Origin of the sequence: Streptosporangium sp. NPDC000239, from assembly GCF_040300765.1 — a bacterium.
Taxonomy (GTDB): domain Bacteria; phylum Actinomycetota; class Actinomycetes; order Streptosporangiales; family Streptosporangiaceae; genus Streptosporangium.
The window spans coordinates 94427-111041 of record NZ_JBEPEI010000019.1 but is presented as its reverse complement, the minus strand read 5'-3'; the positions used below and the strand labels follow the sequence as shown (position 1 = coordinate 111041).

At 70.3% G+C, this 16615-nt stretch carries 14 protein-coding genes; 9 read left to right on the top strand and 5 right to left on the bottom strand.

Annotation, left to right across the window (positions count from 1 at the left end; genetic code table 11):
* Positions 1–24 precede the first annotated feature (24 nt).
* The 6 genes from ABT340_RS34215 to ABT340_RS34190 are packed head-to-tail and all read left to right on the top strand — an operon-like array spanning position 25 to position 7558.
* A complete protein-coding gene (locus ABT340_RS34215) occupies positions 25–867 on the top strand; it encodes a TauD/TfdA dioxygenase family protein (RefSeq protein WP_352015034.1) in 843 nt (280 codons plus the stop codon).
* Positions 867–1829, top strand: a complete 963-nt coding sequence (locus ABT340_RS34210; protein WP_352015033.1) for a 3-oxoacyl-ACP synthase III family protein — start codon at positions 867–869, stop codon at positions 1827–1829. The genes ABT340_RS34215 and ABT340_RS34210 overlap by 1 nt, the downstream gene beginning before the upstream one ends.
* Entirely contained in the window at positions 1826–3118 is a 1293-nt protein-coding gene (locus tag ABT340_RS34205) for an ATP-grasp domain-containing protein (protein ID WP_352015032.1), read from the top strand. Before ABT340_RS34210 ends, ABT340_RS34205 begins: the two co-directional genes overlap by 4 nt.
* Positions 3115–4944 (top strand): phenylacetate--CoA ligase family protein, encoded by a 1830-nt coding sequence (locus ABT340_RS34200; RefSeq protein ID WP_352015031.1) that lies wholly within the window; start codon positions 3115–3117, stop codon positions 4942–4944. The genes ABT340_RS34205 and ABT340_RS34200 overlap by 4 nt, the downstream gene beginning before the upstream one ends.
* Entirely contained in the window at positions 4941–6296 is a 1356-nt protein-coding gene (locus tag ABT340_RS34195) for a hypothetical protein (RefSeq protein ID WP_352015030.1), read from the top strand. The genes ABT340_RS34200 and ABT340_RS34195 overlap by 4 nt, the downstream gene beginning before the upstream one ends.
* Entirely contained in the window at positions 6293–7558 is a 1266-nt protein-coding gene (locus ABT340_RS34190) for an MFS transporter (RefSeq protein ID WP_352015029.1), read from the top strand. Before ABT340_RS34195 ends, ABT340_RS34190 begins: the two co-directional genes overlap by 4 nt.
* 27 nt (positions 7559–7585) lie before the next feature.
* On the opposite strand, the gene ABT340_RS34185 is transcribed toward ABT340_RS34190, so the two are convergent.
* Together ABT340_RS34185 and ABT340_RS34180 are read right to left on the bottom strand one after the other, a co-directional pair.
* Positions 7586–8260 (bottom strand): anthrone oxygenase family protein, encoded by a 675-nt coding sequence (locus ABT340_RS34185; RefSeq protein WP_352015028.1) that lies wholly within the window; start codon positions 8258–8260, stop codon positions 7586–7588.
* A gap of 17 nt (positions 8261–8277) precedes the next feature.
* On the bottom strand, positions 8278–9105 hold the full coding sequence (locus ABT340_RS34180; protein ID WP_352015027.1) for an NAD(P)H-binding protein: 828 nt from the start codon (positions 9103–9105) through the stop codon (positions 8278–8280).
* Positions 9106–9255: 150 nt separating this feature from the next.
* On the opposite strand from ABT340_RS34180, the gene ABT340_RS34175 reads away from it, so the two are divergent.
* Entirely contained in the window at positions 9256–10152 is an 897-nt protein-coding gene (locus tag ABT340_RS34175) for a LysR family transcriptional regulator (protein ID WP_352015026.1), read from the top strand.
* Position 10153: 1 nt separating this feature from the next.
* Here the strand turns inward: ABT340_RS34175 and ABT340_RS34170 are convergent, their stop codons facing one another.
* On the bottom strand, positions 10154–10834 hold the full coding sequence (locus ABT340_RS34170) for an FMN-dependent NADH-azoreductase (protein WP_352015025.1): 681 nt from the start codon (positions 10832–10834) through the stop codon (positions 10154–10156).
* Positions 10835–10911: 77 nt separating this feature from the next.
* Here ABT340_RS34170 and ABT340_RS34165 point away from each other — a divergent pair, with 77 nt between their 5' ends.
* On the top strand, positions 10912–11802 hold the full coding sequence (locus ABT340_RS34165) for a sigma-70 family RNA polymerase sigma factor (RefSeq protein WP_352015024.1): 891 nt from the start codon (positions 10912–10914) through the stop codon (positions 11800–11802).
* Positions 11803–12220: 418 nt separating this feature from the next.
* The gene (locus tag ABT340_RS34160; protein WP_352015023.1) at positions 12221–13837 is read left to right on the top strand and encodes an RICIN domain-containing protein; all 1617 of its coding nucleotides are present in this window, start codon (positions 12221–12223) and stop codon (positions 13835–13837) included.
* 155 nt (positions 13838–13992) lie between these two features.
* Here the strand turns inward: ABT340_RS34160 and ABT340_RS34155 are convergent, their stop codons facing one another.
* The gene (locus ABT340_RS34155) at positions 13993–15099 is read right to left on the bottom strand and encodes a hypothetical protein (protein WP_352015022.1); all 1107 of its coding nucleotides are present in this window, start codon (positions 15097–15099) and stop codon (positions 13993–13995) included.
* Between the two features lie 197 nt (positions 15100–15296).
* On the bottom strand, positions 15297–16475 hold the full coding sequence (locus tag ABT340_RS34150) for an FAD-dependent monooxygenase (RefSeq protein WP_352015021.1): 1179 nt from the start codon (positions 16473–16475) through the stop codon (positions 15297–15299).
* Positions 16476–16615: the final 140 nt, after the last annotated feature.

The following is a 16615-nucleotide window of genomic DNA, read 5'->3' as shown; positions in this document are numbered from 1 at the left end:
CAGAATCCGACGAGAGGGCCAACCATGACGATCAGTGAGATCACCCCGTTCATTGGCGCCGAGCTGACCGGCGTCACCTACGAGGACCTCGAACGCCCAGAACTCTTCGACCAGCTCGTGGACAACCTGAGACGGCGCGAACTCGTGGTCGTGCGCGGCGTCGAGCTGACCCCGAAACAGCAGATCACCCTGGCCAGACGCCTCGGCAGACCCGTCCCCTTCCTGCTCAGGGAGTATCGCCATCCGGAGTTCGAAGAGATCATGATCTCCTCGAACGAGGTGCGGAACAACAAACCGGTCGGGGTGGCCAGGGTCGGCAACTTCTGGCACCAGGACTCCTCCTACATCGCCGACCCGGCGCCCTACACCATGCTGCACGGCGTGAACGTGCCCTCGACCAGCGGGCACACGCTCTACGCCAGCGCCGTGGACGTCTACGAACGCCTCCCCGAGGAGTGGAAGCGAAAGATCGCCGGGAGGAACGCCCTGGCGACCGTCAACAAGCGCCTGCGGATCGGCAAGGAGCACGTCGGCCTGTCGGTCGCCGAGTTCCGCGCGCTGATCGACATCGAACACCCGAAGGTCGAGCACCCCCTGGTGCGCGAGGACCCCTTCACCGGACGCCCCTACCTGTACGGCTCTCCCGAGTACCTCGACTCGGTGGTCGGCTTCGACGCCAACGAGAACGCGGCCTTCTTCGCGATCGTCGACGAGCTCGTCCAGGACCCCGAGCACGTCTACACCCACCGCTGGACCCCCAACGACCTGGTCATCTGGAAGACCGCGACGACCTACCACTGCGCGACCGCCGTCGAGCCGGGCGTCGGGCGGACGGTGCACCGCGTCAGCATCCAGTCCGGTGACTGATGGGCGGCATCGTCGACTTCGAGGTCCGTCTCCCCAGGGGACGGGCCGCCGTCCACCTGATGCACCGGGCCTCCGGCGTGCCGGTCGAGGCCATCAGGGAGATCACGCACACCGAGGAGTTCCCCGTCCTGGGCGAGACGGAACAGTCCTGGGAACTCGCCGCCGAGGCGGCCAGGGCACTGCTCGGCCGTACGGCGGTGCGACCGGGGGACGTCAGGCAGGTGATCTTCGCGGGCTCCGGTGAGTGGGACGTCCCGTTCTGGTCACCGGCGGCGCGGGTGGCCGCGGAACTCGGCGTCGAGGACGCGCACTGCTTCGAGGTGGCCAACTTCTGCAACGCGGGCACGACCGCGATCAGGATCGCCCTCGACCGGCTCGCCGGGCAGCGCGGCGACGGGTACGCGCTGGTGCTCGTCGCCGACCGGCTCAGCCAGCTGGTCGACCACGCCGACCCCGGGTCCAAGGAGCTGTTCAACTTCGGCGACGCGGCGGCGGCCGTACTGCTGTCGAGGCGGGAGGCCGTCTTCGAGGTGCTGCACACCGCGGTGCGGACCGACCCGAGCTGGGCCGACTACTACCACGGTGAGCAGCGGGACGGGCGCCTGGTGATCCGCAGGGGGCCGCACCGCTCCGGACTCGCCGACGCCTACGTGGACAACTTCACCCGGCTGGTCGAGGAGACCCTGCGGGCCGTCGGCGGCAAACGGGACGACGTCGCCCACTTCCTGATCAACCAGGGTGACCGGAGGATGCACGAGCGGCTGCTGCGGGAGCTCGGGCTGCCACGGGAGAAGAGCGTCTTCAACTACCACAGGCTCGGCCACATGGGAGGCGCCGACACCCTGATCGCCCTGGACGGGCTCAGGGAACGGCGGGCGCTGCGGCGCGGGGACCTGGTCCTCCTGGCCACGAGCGCCATGGGCTTCAGCTGGGGAGTCACCGCATTGGAGTACGCGCGATGAAGATTCTGGTCGTCCACCAGGTTCCCTACCGGAAGATCGACTACCACCTCGCCATCGACCACGAGGTCCACGACGTCACCTACGTCGGCCGCGCGGAGCGGATCGCCGAACTGCCCGAGGGACTGCGCTGCCGGAGACTTGAGGTCGGCCCCGCCGACGACCTGGCCGGGTGGATCATCGAGAACGTCTCCCCCGCCGAGGGGTTCGAGCAGCTGCTGTCGCTGTCGGAGGACGGCGTCCTGCTGGCCTGGCGGGTACGGCGCCACCTCGGGATCGAGGGCCCCTCCCTCGACCGGCTGCGCCGGGTGCGCGACAAGGTCAGCATGAAGGAGGCGCTCGAAGGCTCGGGGGTTCGTCACCCGCGTTTCGTGGCGGCCGACGCCGTACCCGGTTCGCTGCCGTGGAGCGGCAGGACCGTCCTCAAACCCCGGCAGGGCGCCTCAAGCCAGGAGGTCGTCATCCACGAGACGGCCGAGGCGGCGCTGGCCGCCTGCCGCGCGCTCGGCGACCCCGGCGGGTTCGAGCTTGAGGAGTACGTGGACGGCGACGTCCTGCACGCCGACGGGCTGGTCCAGGACGGCGAGCTGGTCGACGTCGTGTTCAGCAGGTGTGTGCGGACGCCGCTGGACTTCGCGCAGGGGACGCCGATCGCCTCGCACCAGATCCAGCACGACGAACGCCACCGGGTCTTCGCCGAACGGGTGCTCAGGGCCCTGGAGATCGACACCGGCTGCGTCCACCTTGAGTTCTTCGAGACCAAGGAGCAGGAGCTGGTCTTCCTTGAGGCCGCCAACCGGCTCGGCGGCGCGGGCATCGTGACCTCGCACCTGCGTCACACCGGGGTGCACCTGCCCTCGCACGAGATCGCCATCCGGCTCGGCTGGCCCAGGCCGCGACCGCGCCCGGCGAGCGGGCGCTACCACGGCTTCGCCATCTTCCCCGGCCACCACCTGAAGCCGGCGGAGGGCTACACGGTGGACGTGCCCGATCACATCAGGAACCACCCGTGGGTGGACAAGGTACACAGCCTGGACGGCAGGCAGCCGCTGCCCGACCACATCTCCTACCAGGAGTGGGAGATCCCGGTCTTCATCGAGGCCTCGCACCCCGACCCCGGCGTGCTCAGGCAGATCCTCGGCGAGTTCGTCCTGGCCCCTCTCGTGAGACCGGGAGGCCCGCCGGTGAGACCGGGAAGCCCTCCCGTCAGGCCGGGAAGCCCTTCCACCGAGCCGGAGGGCCCGCCTGTCCGGTCGGAGGGCCCGCTCGTCAGGCCGGAGGGCGTGCGGTGAGGCACTACCCGACCGACCTGTTGCTGGCCGTCGAACACGCCGAACGCCATCCCGTGGAGGCGCTCGCCGAACACGGGCTGACCGGCCTGCTGAACGGCACCGCGCTCACCGAGGCCCTCGACGAGCTGTTCGACGGCCTCGGCCGGTATCCGTGGCGGCCCCTGCCCGACGGCGACGTCGAGGAGTTCGCCCCCGTCGGCACGGTGCCGCTGGACGACGAGGAGCCGGGGGCCACCCTGCGCGGCCTGCTGTACGGCCTGGCCACCGGCAACCGGGTCGTCGTGCGCACCGGGCGCCGGGACCTGTGGCTCGCGGTGACCGGCCTGCTGACCGGGGCGGGCGTGCCACTGCCCGACGTCACGGTGACGGACCGGGACGACCGTACGGCGGGGCCGCCCGTGGAGGTCCCGCCGCCCCGGGTCCGGGGCGCCTTCCCCACCGAGGCCGCCAGGCGGGCCGCCGAACTGGCCGCCGACGCCAGGGCCGGGTGGGTCGGGCGGCTGTTCACCCGCGACCACCTGGCCGGTGTCTCCCTGGCCGTGGCCCGGGGCCGGGACGCGGCCGAGGAACCAGGACGGATCGGGGCGAAGCTTCGCTACCTGGCCGGGCGGGCCCGCCGTACCCGGTACTACCGGGACCTGCCCGCCGTCACCGGGCGGCAGGACCTGACCCGGCTGCCGATCCTGGACAAGGCGGTCCTCGACGCCCACACGCCGCCGGTCAGCCGGGACATGTCCAGCGACGCGCCGCCGAGCGGCGAGATCCTGCGCAGCGGGGCGACCACCGGGGAGCCGCGCTACATCGTCTACTCCCTCACCGACTGGTCCAACATGGTGCGCGAGGCCGTGCCCATGCTGTACGGCGTCGGCCTGGAGAAGGGGGACCGGCTGGTCAACGCCCTGTTCGGCGGCAGCCTCTACGGCGGCCTGATCACCAGCAGTTGCGAGCTGTCGCGGATGCCGATCGAGTGCTACACGACCGGCCAGCACATCACGGTCGACGACCTGCTCGCGCTGGTGCGGAACTTCTCCGTCAACGCCGTCGTCGGCCAGCCCGCGCTGATCCTGCCCCTGCTGCGCGAGGCCGCGGCCCGCGAGCCTGACCTGCGCCTGGAGAAGGTCGTCTACGGCGGCACCGCGATGACCGAGACCGACAAGGCGTGGCTGCGCGAACGGCTCGGGGTCCGGGTGATCTCCAGCATCCTCGCGGCCAACGACGGCGCCCAGCTCGGCTACCAGTGCCCCGGCCTCGACGGCACGCTGCACCACCTGTGCGACGACTACAACCTGATCGAGGTGGTCGACGAGGAGGGCCGCCCGGTGCCGGACGGCGAACCCGGCCACCTGCTCGTCACCGCCCTGCAGAAGTTCGAGGGGCCGCTGGTCCGCTACCGGATCGGCGACGTCGGCCGCGTCCTGCCCGGCCGTGACTGCGGCTGCGGGACCCCCGGCAGGATCCTGGAGTATCTCGGCAGGTCGGACGGCCTGATCAAGGTCAAGGCCCGCACGGTCCTGTACGACGAGATCCTCACCGCGCTGGCGGTCTTCCAGGTCTCCCGGCTCCAGGTCGAGATCACTTCGAGCGACGGCACGGACACGGTGGTCGTCCGTACCGAGTCGCCGCTCGACCTCGACCCGGAGAAGGTACGGCACCTGCTGGGGAGCGAGTTCGAGGCGCTGAGCGACCGGCACGCCTTCGGCGACGGGCTTGAGGTGTTCCGGCTGCTCGTCGAGTGCCACCCCGAGGGGGGCCTGCCGAGGAACCCGGTGAGCGGGAAGGTCAGACCGGTGATCGACCGGCGCGTCGGATCCGGAGCGGTCTCATGACCAATCGCGTCACGGAGCTGTACAACGAGGAGCTGTTACGCGGCGGCAGTCCCCTCGCGGAGATCGACCTGCACGACGAGGAGCGCTTCCCGTACCTGGCCGGCATCGACCGCCGGTATCTGAACCGGCCCGTCTTCGTCGGAGAGGGGGAGCTGAACCGGTTCGCCGACGACGTGGTCCGCGCCGTGGACATCCTCATGTCGCTGCCCGAACGGCTCTACGACGGCGACCTCGACCGGCTCTGCCGGACCCTGGGCGTCGAACCGCGCAGGGCCCGGCTCATGCGCCGTCTCGGCGGGGCCAGGCCGTACCGCTTCGGCCGGATCGACGCCTACCACGACGGCGAGTCGTTCAAGATCCTGGAGTTCAACGCGACCAGCGAGACCGGCGGCCTCGAATGGGTCGGTCCCGCGACCAGGGCCATGCTCGACCACGACGCGCTGCGCGCCTTCGCCGAACGGCACCGCCTCGGCTTCGTCGACGCCCCGGAGAAGGTGGCCGAGGCGTTGCGCGAGGCGGGCGCGGCCGTCACCGGGGGCCGGGATCCGGTGGTCGCCCTGATCGAGGGGGAGGGCGGGCTGGCCGACTACGGCGTGGCCTGGCGTCCGCTGCACCGGCTCCTGCGCGACCTCGGCCTCGACTGCCGTCTGGGCGAGATCACCGACCTGGGCTTCGGGAACGGCCGGGTCCTGTTCCGCGGCACCCCGGTCGACGTGGTCTACCGCGTCTTCGAGGTGGACCAGGTCGTCGACCACCCGGAGGGCCTCCGGCTCACCGAGCGGCTCCTGGCCGCGCACGAGGAGGGGAGCGTGGTCGTCTGGACCCCGCTGGAGACGGAGATCTACCGGCAGAAGGCCTGCATGACGCTGCTGTCCGACCCCGGTCTCGGGGTACGGCTCTCCGCCGAGGAGCGGGCGCTGATCGACCGTGTGCTGCCCTGGACCCGCTCCCTTGGGGAGCCTGGCCTGTTCGAGGAGTGCGTGGAGCGCAGGGAGCGTCTCATCCTCAAGCCGAACGACGCCTACAGCGGGCGGGGCATCGTCGCGGGCTGGGAGGTCGGCGAACGCGAGTGGCTGCGGGCCCTGCGGGACGGGGCGGAGACGGGCGCGATCGTGCAGGAACGGGTCGTGCCGCGCCACGAACCGGTCGTCGATCCGGTGACCGGCCGCGTCGAGCCGTGGGAGGCCTGCTGGGGGCTCTACTACACCCCGGCCGGGGGGTACGCGGGCGGCGGCTGCCGCTTCCAGAAGGTCGGCCAGGTGGACATCAGGGCGCTGGGGCCCGGCACGAAGACCAAGGTCGCGGGCGTCCTCACCTACCCCGACGCGGTTGAGGGGGTCGGCTCGTGGTGACCGAGGACACGGCCGTACGGCGGGCGGAAGGGGGCCTGGGGCGCAACTTCAACTACCTGCTCTCGGCCTACTCGATCCAGACGCTCGGCGAGGGCGTGGTGATCGCGGCCCTGCCGCTGCTGGCGAGCAAACTCACCGACGACCCCCGGCTCATCTCCTGGGTGCCGCTGGCCACCGAGCTGCCCTGGCTGCTGCTCGCCCTGGTCGGCGGCGTGATCGTCGACCGCTACGACCGGCGCCTGCTGATGATCGGCGCCCAGACGGCGCAGACGCTGCTGCTCGTCACGGTCGCGTTGATCGTGACGCTGGGCGGCACCAGGATCTGGATGATCTACATCCTGGCGTTCGGGCTGTGCGTCGGCGACATCCTCTTCATGGGGTCGAGCCGGGCGCTGATCCCCACGGTCGTGCGCGGCGCCGACCTGGAGACCGCCAACGGGCGCAACGTGACGGCCGAGACGCTCGGCCGGATGTTCCTGGGGCCCGCGCTCGGTTCGGTGCTGTTCGTACTGTTCATCCCGCTGCCGCTGTGGGTGAACGCCGCGACCTACGTCGTCTCGATCGTGCTGATCTCCCGGATCCGCAACGCGGCCGGTCACTTCAGGGTGCCTCCCGCCCCGGAGGCGGCCGAGGGGCGGCGCGGGGTGGTGGCCGAGATGATGGAGGGCGTGCGCTGGCTGGCCGGGCACCGGGTGCTGCGTGTCGTCGTCCTGCTGGCCGCGACCAGCAACTTCAGCGTCTTCATGGCCCAGTCGGTCACCGTGCTCTTCGCCAGGGACGTCCTGGGCGTCGGGGACGCGGGATACGGCGTCCTGGTGGCCGCGATGGCGATCGGCGGGGTCGCCGGAGGCCTGGTCAGCCGTCGGGTCGTCGGCCGCTTCGGCACCCGTTCCGTGGTCATCGGGGTCTCGGTCGCCAGCGCGCTGAGCCTGGTGGCCATCGGCCTGTTCGGCAGGCAGCCCGTGGTGGTGGTCGCGCTGTTCGGCGTCTGGTCGGCGGGACTGTCCGTGTGGAACGTGATGGCCCAGTCGCTCAGCCAGCGGCTGGTCCCCAACCGGCTGATGGGCCGGGTCGGCAGCGCGACCAGGATGATCGCCTTCGGCGCGCTGCCGCTCGGCGCCCTCGCCGGAGGTCTGGTCGCCGCCGCCTACGGCCTGACGGCCCCCTGGGTGGTCGGCGGGGTGGTGCACCTGACCGTCGCCCTGCTCACGCTGCCCGCCCTGCTGCGCTGGCCCTCGGTGATCGAGGCGCCCCCGGCCTGACCGCTGCGGACGGCCCCGCCGCCGGCGTCACCACCCGCCGGGCGCCTGGCCGTACGGCGCGGCCCTATGGGGAGCCTGGCCATACGGCGCGGCCCGGGTATACGGCATGGCCTGGCCGTATGGCGCGGCTCCGTGGGGGGCCTGGCCGTACGGCGCGGCCTGGGTGGCCCCGGCGGCGCCGGGAGCCGGCGTGGGGGCCGGGGTCGCGGTGACCCGGCCGTGCAGGACGAGCGCCCAGGTGAGGGCGGCGAAGGCGGCGACGTTCGCGACCGTCCTGACGATGTTCCAGGTGACCCACCGCGCCTCGAAGGCGTGCCGTACGGCGGCCAGGTCGGCGATGTCACCGGGTTGGCCCGCCTTGGCGAGCTGGTCGTTGAGCGGCACGTTGACGGCGCTGGTGACGACGAACATGACCGCGTACAGGACGAGGGCCGCGATGATCCAGGGCAGGAGTTCCCGGCCGGTGCTCAGGTGCAGTACCAGCGCCGCGACGGTGAACGCGAGGCCGCCCAGGAAGCAGACCATGAACCAGCCGTTGATGATGGCCACGTTGATCCGCTGCATCGCCTCGACGAAGGTGCGGTCGTGCGAGCGCGCCAGACCGGGCATCACCGCGTAGGAGAAGGCGGCGAACAGCCCGGCCATGAGGCCGGTGGTGAGGGTCGCGGCCAGCAGGGAGACCGTCTGCAGAAGCTTGATCATGGTGCTGTCTCCCGGTCTCAGATGTTCCAGACGCCGGTCGCGGCGGTCGCGCGGGCGTAGTCGGCGAAGTTGCGGGGCCGCCGCCCCAGGGCGCGCCGCACGCCGTCGCCCAGGTGGGCGTTGCGGCCGTCGAGCACGGTGGTGAACAGGTAGGTCAGCAGGTCGACGACCTCGGCGGGGACACCCTCGGCGAGCATCGCGGCGGCGTGTTCCCTCGCGGAGACCTGGGTGAGGCCGACATGGCGTCCCGACGCGTCGCCGATCTCGGCGACCGCCTCGGCGAAGGTGAGCAGCCTCGGGCCGGTCAGCTCGTAGACCTCACCCACGTGCCCGTCCTCGGTGAGCGCGGCGGCGGCGACGTCGGCGATGTCGTCGGCGTCGACGAACGGCTCGGGCACCTGCCCGACCGGCAGTACGACCTGACCGGCCAGCACCGGGTCGAGCAGGTACCCCTCGCTGAAGTTCTGGGCGAACCAGCTCGCCCGCAGGATCGTCCAGTCGGCTCCCGACGCCCGCACCGCCTCCTCCGCGGCCTGAGCCTCCTCCTCGCCCCTGCCGGACAGCAGCACCAGCCGCCGCGCGCCCTGGGCGACCGCCAGTTCGGCGAAGGCGCCGACCGCCTCGGGCGCGCCTGGGGCCGCCAGGTCCGGGTGGTAGGACACGTAGACCGCCCGCACTCCCTGGAGCGCGGAAGCCCAGGTCTCCCGGTTCTCCCAGTCGAAGGGAACCCCACCGGAGCGGGAGCCGATCCGCACGGGCAGGTGGCGTTCCGTCAGCCGCCGCACGACGCGGCTGCCTGTCTTGCCCGTGCCGCCCAGCACCAGTGTCGGCGTGTGCTCTCCCATGTTCCCCGTCTCCCCGTGGTCTTTTCGGTCTTCCGAAACGTGCTGACCTCTTAAGGATCATTCACTCTGAAACCCGGAACAATGCCGTGTTATGCAACGTTCGTTAACACACAGGTTCACGAACGGGGGTTCGCGGTGGAGCGGCGGGACATGGAGATCTTCCTGGAGCTCGGCAGGGAGCTGCACTTCGGGCGGACGGCCGAGAACCTGCGGGTGTCCACGGCCAGGGTCAGTCAGACGATCAGGCAGCTGGAACGCCGCATCGGGGTCCGGCTGTTCGAACGGACCAGCCGCAGGGTCGAGCTGACCCCGGTCGGCCGCCGCCTGCACGAGGACCTGGCCCCCGCCTACCAGCAGATCCTCGACGGCGTGGCCAGGGCGGTCGCCGCGGGCCGGGGCCTCGACGGAGTGCTGACCGTCGGGTTCATCGGCACCGCCGTCGGCCGGTTCGTCTACGAGGTCGCCGACGTCTTCCACACTCGCAACCCCACCTGCCAGGTCCAGGTCAGGGAGAACGCCTACAGCGACGGCACGACCCTCCTCGACGAGGGGAGGATCGACCTCCTGGTCGCCGTGCTCTCGCCTCAGGAGGGCTCGGGGCTCAGCGCCAGCCCGGTCCTGTTCCGGGAGGAACCGCTGCTCGCGGTCTCCGCCCGCCATCCCCTCGCCCGCCGCGACGCGGTCACGCTCGACGACCTCGCCCACGAGAACGTCCTGCGTCCCCGCCTGCTGCCCGACTTCGCCGACGAGGCCCTGGTGCCGCGCCGTACGCCCGGTGGCGCGCTCATCGAGCGCGGACCGGATTTCAGCACCATCCAGGAGATGTGCGCGCTCGTCGGCGCGGGCAAGGGTGTCTTCCCCGTCCCCACCCACGCCGCGGAGTACGACGCGCGGCCGGACGTCGCCTACGTTCCGCTCACCGACGGGGCCGTCTTCGAGTGGCGGCTGCTGTGGCGTACCGGGGCGGAGACCAACCGCGTCCGCGCCTTCGTCCAGGCGGCCCAGGAGTACGTGGCCGGCAGGCGGGACCCGCTCATCAACCGGTGACTCAACCGGTGAGCAGGGCGGTCAGCGCGGCCGTGGCCTCGGCCAGGGACTTCTCCGCGAACGGCTGGAAGCGGGCCAGTTCCGGGAGCCTGTCCGCCAGCGTCATCTCGGCGCGGACGAGGTGCAGGTGCTCCCCGGCCACCCCGAGGTCGCCGAAATAGGCCCGCAGGTAGGGCTCCTGGAAGTCGAAGGCCTCCCTGGGCGTGCCCGGCCCGTAGGCGCCGCCCCGCGCGAGGACCACGACCACCCTCGTCCCGGCCAGGCTCCCCTCGGGGAAGGCGCCGGGGAAGGTGACCCGGTCGATCCACGCCTTCAGCGCGGCGGGAACGGCGAAGTTGTACATCGGCACGCCGAACAGCACCGTGTCGGCCGCCAGCACCTCGGTGATCAGCGGCAGCGTCAGCGCCCACTCCCGTTCCTCCTCCGGGTTCTCCACCAGGGCGCCGACCTCGGAGGGCGGGACGGGCCCCTTGACCTCGACCCGCCTGCCCAGGACGCAGTAGGCCGAGGAGATCGGCGGCACCGGCTCGACGGCCAGGTCCCGGTGGCGGTACCCGGCGGTGCCGTGCCGTTCGCACCACAGGTCGGCGAACAGCGTGGTCAGCCGTCTGCTGACGGACTCGCCGGAGTCGTCGGCACTTGAGTCGATCCGCAGCAGGGACGGTCGCGTGTTGACGGTCATCGGTTCTCCCCGTGTCACCTTGTTCGTGTCGTGTTCGTCATGGAACTGACGAGGGGGAGTGAGCGAAGGTGACCGGGATGGACGGCAACGACGAACTCGCGGAGCGGTTCGAGGCGCACCGGGGCCACCTGAGGGCCGTCGCCTACCGGATGCTCGGTTCGTCCGCGGAGGCGGACGACGCCGTCCAGGAGGCGTGGCTACGGCTCGTCCGTGTCGACGCCGGGGAGATCGGCAACCTCGCCGGATGGCTGACGACGGTCGTCTCCCGCGTCTGTCTCGACATGCTGCGCTCCCGCGCGGCCCGCAGGGAGGACCCGCTCGGGCAGCCGGTTCTCGGACAGCCGGACGACGGGGGGAGCGACCCCGAGCGGGAGGCTCTGCTGGCCGAGTCGGTCGGCCGGGCGCTGCTGGTGGTGCTGGACACCCTGGCCCCCGCGGAACGCGTCGCGTTCGTGCTCCACGACCTGTTCGCCGTGCCGTTCGACCGGATCGCGCCGGTCGTCGGACGCACCACGGTCACCACGAAGAAGCTCGCCAGCCGGGCCCGCCACAAGGTCGCGCCGCCCAGGGCCTCCGGTTCGGCCTCTTCCGCCGACCGGCGGGTCGTCGAGGCGTTCCTGGCCGCCTCCCGTGAGGGGGACATGGAGGCGCTCCTTGCGGTGCTCGCCCCCGGGGTGGTGCGCCGCGCCGATCCCGCCACCCTGCCGCCGGGCGTCCCGGCCGTCTCCCGGGGCGCGCGGGCCGTCGCGGGGGAGGTCCTCGTCCTCGGTGGTCGGGCCAGGTACGCCGAACCGGCCCTCGTGGACGGGACCGTGGGCGCGGTGGTCGCCCCGTACGGCCGTCTCCTGCTCGTTCTCACGTTCACGATCGAGGAAGGAATGATCACCGAATACGAGGTGATCGCCGATCCCACTCGTCTCCGTGCCCTGTCCCTCTCTCCATTTCGTTCGCAGAAACATGAAAAATAGAAGAAGGAAAGGTTTGCCCCGTGAGAACAGTTCGTTTCGCGCGTTGTGTGGTCGCGGTGACTCACTTTCCCGATGCGCAGCGTGTTCAGGGGTGAAAAGCGCTCTCTCGCGCCGCTGGATGTCCGGGATCAGGCGACTTTTGGCAGCTTGTTCGCTTGACAGTCCAGGGAGCCTGTGAATCGGGTCGCGTTTACCATCCGTCACATTTTCCTCAGTTGTAAAGTTTCTTTTCCGTTACCGTTTGACGGTTCCCCAACGATTGGACGCGGGTTATCGTGGCGATCGCGCCAACAGGGCGAAATTCACCACAAAACGCGACCGGTGCGTCCGGCCAGGCGTCGATTCATTCGCCATGGACACACGGGTGTCTTCGGCGTGCGCGAGGAACCACCGGAAGCCGCGGAGAGATTGAGGTCCGATGTCATCGAAGCGTGAGAGGCGAGGTTTATGGGCACGGGCGGTCGCCGTCGTGGTGCCCGCCCTCGTCATGGTAGGCCTGGTCCCCGCGACGCCCGCCGCGGCGAGCGTCCCCGTCATCTCGCAGGTGCACTGCGTCGGCGACGGAACCAGTGGTCACCGCGTCAAACTGATCTACGCCTACGAGTCGGGTTCCAACCGGTTCACCGAGAAGGAACCGCTGATCCGGCAGGCCGCGTGGGTCACGCAGGAGAACGTGAACGACAGCGCCCGCCGGGACGGCGCCGAGCGCTGGGTCCGCTTCGAGACCACCGGCTCGACCGGCTGTGACGTGGACATCGACTCCGTCGAGGTTCCCACCGGCTCGTCCGACGGCGACTGGACCGGGGCCCTGAAGACCCTCGGGTACACCGACACCGACCACATCTACATCGCCTACTTCGAGAACAGCACCGGTTGCGGCGGCACGGTCAGCGACGGCCGGATCAACGACGACAACACCATGGGAACCGGCAACCGCCACAACTCCTACGCCACCTGGATCAGCCTGTCGCCGGGCTGCTCCACCGGGCACGAGATGACCCACGAACTCGCGCACGCCCTGGGCGGAACCCTGCTGGGCTCCCCCAACCACACCTCCGGGGGTCACTGCACCGACTCCAACGAGACCCTCTGCCAGGGCGGCTCGACCGTGGTCTGCTCCGACCCGCTGGACGTCCGGCTGCTGGACTGCGGCAAGGATGACTACTTCGGCGTCGTCCCCGTGGGCACCTACCTGTCCACCCACTGGAACGCCGCCAAGGACAGCTCCTACCTGGAGCACGGCTCCACGGTCCCGGCCATCACCACGGTCCCGCCGCTGGCACCACAGTTGTTCTCGGCCGTGGACGTGGAGGGCACCGAGATCGTCTTCACCTACGTGCCGAGCACCCCGGTCTACGGTTCCGGCGTCACCCGTGAGGCCCAGGTGCTGCGCAACGGCACCGTGGTCGCCACCGTCCCGATCTGGCAGCGTTCGGTCCGGGTGACGGGTCTGCTGGCCAACACCAGCGCGACCTACACGATCCGGGAGAAGATCACCTACGGCGGCGTCTCCCGCACCTCCGAGCCGTCCGACGGGCTGATCGTCCTGACCGGTTCCGGCAGCAACCCCGCGGGCGCCGTCGACAACGGGATCACCACGGTCTTCACCAACGACGTCGTCGACTCCACCGGCCCGAACCAGGCCATGGACCTGTACTCCTTCAGCACCGCGGACAACGCCGCCATCGTGGAGTGGCCGCAGAACAGCCTGAAGAACCAGCAGTGGAAGCTGGACGCGGCGGGCGGCAGCTCCTACACGATCACCAGCGCGCACAGCGCCAAGTGCCTGAGCCCGCTGGCCGGCAGCGGCACCGCGGGGACGGCCATCGTCCAGGTCCCCTGCACCGGCGCGACCGCGCAGAAGTGGACGTTCCCCTCGATCTCCGGGATCACCTACCAGATCAAGGCGAGCGTCGGCACCAACCAGTGCGTCGCGGCGAGCGGCGGTGGCACCACCGGCGGGACCGCCCTGGTCCTGGCCACCTGCAACTCCTCCGACTCGACCCAGCGCTGGACCAGCAACCAGGTCGGCTGACCCTCCCCGACCGCTTCTCCCCGATCACCGAGCCGTACGACCAGCCCCCCGGTCGTACGGCTCGGCCATGCACACCTCGTCGAACCTGTGTACGAACCTGTGGAAACTGGGGATAACTCGTTCGAGGGTCAAGGTTCGTACGGACTTCGGACCAGTCAGGCGGCCCGCCTGAACCCGAAAGCATGGAGGTTGTGCCAGATCAGCGCGTAGCCATCGGTGCTGACCCCCAACGGCGCCGCGGGCAGGTCGCCGCCGAGCACCTTGCCGGTCCTGTCGTCCAGGGCCAGGTAGAGAGGCTCGGCTCCCTGCTCCTGCTTGACCTTGAGGTAGGCGATTCCGCCGAAGGCCGACTCGACCGACACCTCACGCTGGTTTTCCACAGCGGGGACGCGGAGCTCACCGGTCCTGGAGTCGATCAGCGTCAGTGGCCCGTCGCACAGCACGGTATCGCTGTCGGCGTCGAAGGCGGACGTCGCGCATCGCACACCCACCGAGTTCGAAACCTCGAACCCGCCCAACCGCTCACCCGTCATCAGGTCGTACAGCGAGTGTGTGGAGGACATCCCGTCCGACTGCCAGGTGAACAGGGAGTCGCCGACGATGGTTCTGCCCTGCACGTCTCGCGGTAGCCGCCAGAGCAGGCTCCCGCCCTTGGACAGGTCGAAGCCGTGGACGACCGCCGCCTCCTCGTCCAGGAGCATCCCCCTCGGCCAGTACACCGCCTTGTCCTCGATGACGCCGAGCAGGGAGTTCTCCTCCTCGGCACCGATCGGCAGGGCGACAGCCTGCTCGCCCCCGAGGGTGGACAGCTTGGACACATTGACAAGACCGGCTCCGTCCGCCTCGCCTTCGGCGACGTAGCCACCGACGAAGAAGGTGCCGCCCTCCGGCGAGCGCCAAACCTCCGCCCCCGTCTCGTCAACCACCAGGTCGGACATCTGGATGGACTCGGCGGTCAGCCCCGACGCGGCCAGTTGCCGCTTGTGCCGTACCACTGCCACCGGTTTGCCGTGATCGGTGTCCACGCGCAGGGTCGCGTCCTCGTCTTCGATCGGGATGCTCTTGAGCTCTTTGCCCGTGGCGGCGTCGATCACCTGGAGGGCGAGGAGGGTGTCGGCGGCCCGCCCGAGTACGGCGAAGGACTTGCCGACGGCGACGGCGTCACGGATGGAGCCGAGGGGTATCGTCCACGCCTGCTCCGTCGCGAGGCCCGGCAGGGCGGGGCCCTCGTAGGCGGGTCCTGCCGGTGCGGGTTCCGCCACGGCCGGAGCGGATCCTTCCGGCGTGGGCGCCGAGCACGAACAGAGCAGTAGGACGAGCAGTGGAGCCAGTAATCGACTGGACATTCCTGGAACGTATGTCCAAGATCATCCCTTGTCAACGAGGTCAAGCCAGTTTGTCGGGTACGGAGTTCGGATCTTCGGGTCGGTCAAGGCGGCGCCGCGCAGGTGAGGACCGCCTAGTTCCCATAGTCACGGAGGACGACGTTCTCGGCGACCCTGCGCGTCTTCTTGACCATCATCTGCTTGCCCGGCAGGTACGGCATGACCTTGTAGTACCGGTGGAGGAACGCGGTCAGAAGGCGGCTCTCCGGGACCATGTACCCGGCCACGCCCTCTCCCATCTTCTGGCAGCCCTTGGCGTACTCCCGCATCGTCTCCTCGTAGCGGGCGAAGGCCGTCCTGTGGTCGCCGCGCGCGGCGGCCAACTCACCGGCCAGGACGTACGCGCCGACGAGAGCGAGCCCGGAGCCCATGCCCGAGAGCGAGGAGGGGCAGCAGGCGGCGTCACCGACCAGGGCGACCCGGCTCTTGGTCCAGCGGTCCATGTGGACCTGGCCGACCGAGTCGAAGTAGAAGTCGGGAGCGTGACGCATCTCCCGCAGCAGCCGGTCACTCTCCCAGCCGTTGCCCGCGAAACGCTCGGCCAGCACGGCCTGCTGCCGCTCCACGTTCCTGCGGACGCCCTCCAGCAGCGGTGAGGCGAAGTAGAAGACGGCCCTGGCCTCGGCGTTGCCGTTGGAGCTGTACATCGCCACCAGCTTGCCCGAGGTCAGGTAGGCGTGCCCGGTGCGGTCGAGGCCCAGGTGGTTGCCGGTGGTGAAGATCGCGCAGTAGACGCCCAGGTGCTTGACGTAGTCCTCCTCCGGCCCGAAGGCCAGGCGGCGGGTGTTCGAGTGCAGCCCGTCGGCGCCGATGACCAGGTCGAACCTGCGCGGCGCGCCACGCTCGAAGGTCACGTCGACCCCGTGGCCGTTCTCGGTCAGCGAGGTGATGGAGTCCCCGAAGACGTACTCGGCCCGGTCCCTGGTCGCCTCGTAGAGGATGCGGGCCAGGTCACCGCGGAGGATCTCGACGTCCCCGGAGAACAGGTCGTCGGGCATCCTGGTCTGCGGCCTGCCCGTGCCGTCGACGTACCACGTGGAGGTGATGTCGGTCTGGACGGCTTCGAGGTCGGTGAGCACCCCCATCCGGCGCAGGATCGACAGGTGCGCCTTCCCGCGGAAGTCAACGGCGTAACCCCCCTCACGCAGTGCCGGGGCACGCTCGACGATCGTGACCTTGAAACCGTGGTGGGAGAGCCAGTAGGCGAGCGCGGGACCGGCGACCGAGGCGCCGGAGACCAGGACGTTTCTCATGCCGCACAGCTTCACGCGACACGCTCACCGCGGGCTCACCGCGAACTCACCGCCTCCGTCCCGAGGCTCACACGACGTTTCCGGGAGCCGCCTTGGCCCCGGGTCATGCGGTGTCCGTCTTCGCTCCGGGAGCCGCCATG

Excerpts from the sequence above, each read along its gene's own strand:
- ABT340_RS34215 (WP_352015034.1), top strand. The coding sequence starts at position 25 with ATGACGATCAGTGAGATCACCCCGTTCATTGGCGCCGAGCTGACCGGC.
- ABT340_RS34210 (WP_352015033.1), top strand. The coding sequence starts at position 867 with ATGGGCGGCATCGTCGACTTCGAGGTCCGTCTCCCCAGGGGACGGGCC.
- ABT340_RS34205 (WP_352015032.1), top strand. The coding sequence starts at position 1,826 with ATGAAGATTCTGGTCGTCCACCAGGTTCCCTACCGGAAGATCGACTAC.
- ABT340_RS34195 (WP_352015030.1), top strand. The coding sequence starts at position 4,941 with ATGACCAATCGCGTCACGGAGCTGTACAACGAGGAGCTGTTACGCGGC.
- ABT340_RS34185 (WP_352015028.1), bottom strand. The coding sequence starts at position 8,260 with ATGATCAAGCTTCTGCAGACGGTCTCCCTGCTGGCCGCGACCCTCACC.
- ABT340_RS34180 (WP_352015027.1), bottom strand. The coding sequence starts at position 9,105 with ATGGGAGAGCACACGCCGACACTGGTGCTGGGCGGCACGGGCAAGACA.
- ABT340_RS34175 (WP_352015026.1), top strand. The coding sequence starts at position 9,256 with ATGGAGATCTTCCTGGAGCTCGGCAGGGAGCTGCACTTCGGGCGGACG.
- ABT340_RS34170 (WP_352015025.1), bottom strand. The coding sequence starts at position 10,834 with ATGACCGTCAACACGCGACCGTCCCTGCTGCGGATCGACTCAAGTGCC.
- ABT340_RS34165 (WP_352015024.1), top strand. The coding sequence starts at position 10,912 with ATGGACGGCAACGACGAACTCGCGGAGCGGTTCGAGGCGCACCGGGGC.
- ABT340_RS34160 (WP_352015023.1), top strand. The coding sequence starts at position 12,221 with ATGTCATCGAAGCGTGAGAGGCGAGGTTTATGGGCACGGGCGGTCGCC.
- ABT340_RS34150 (WP_352015021.1), bottom strand. The coding sequence starts at position 16,475 with ATGAGAAACGTCCTGGTCTCCGGCGCCTCGGTCGCCGGTCCCGCGCTC.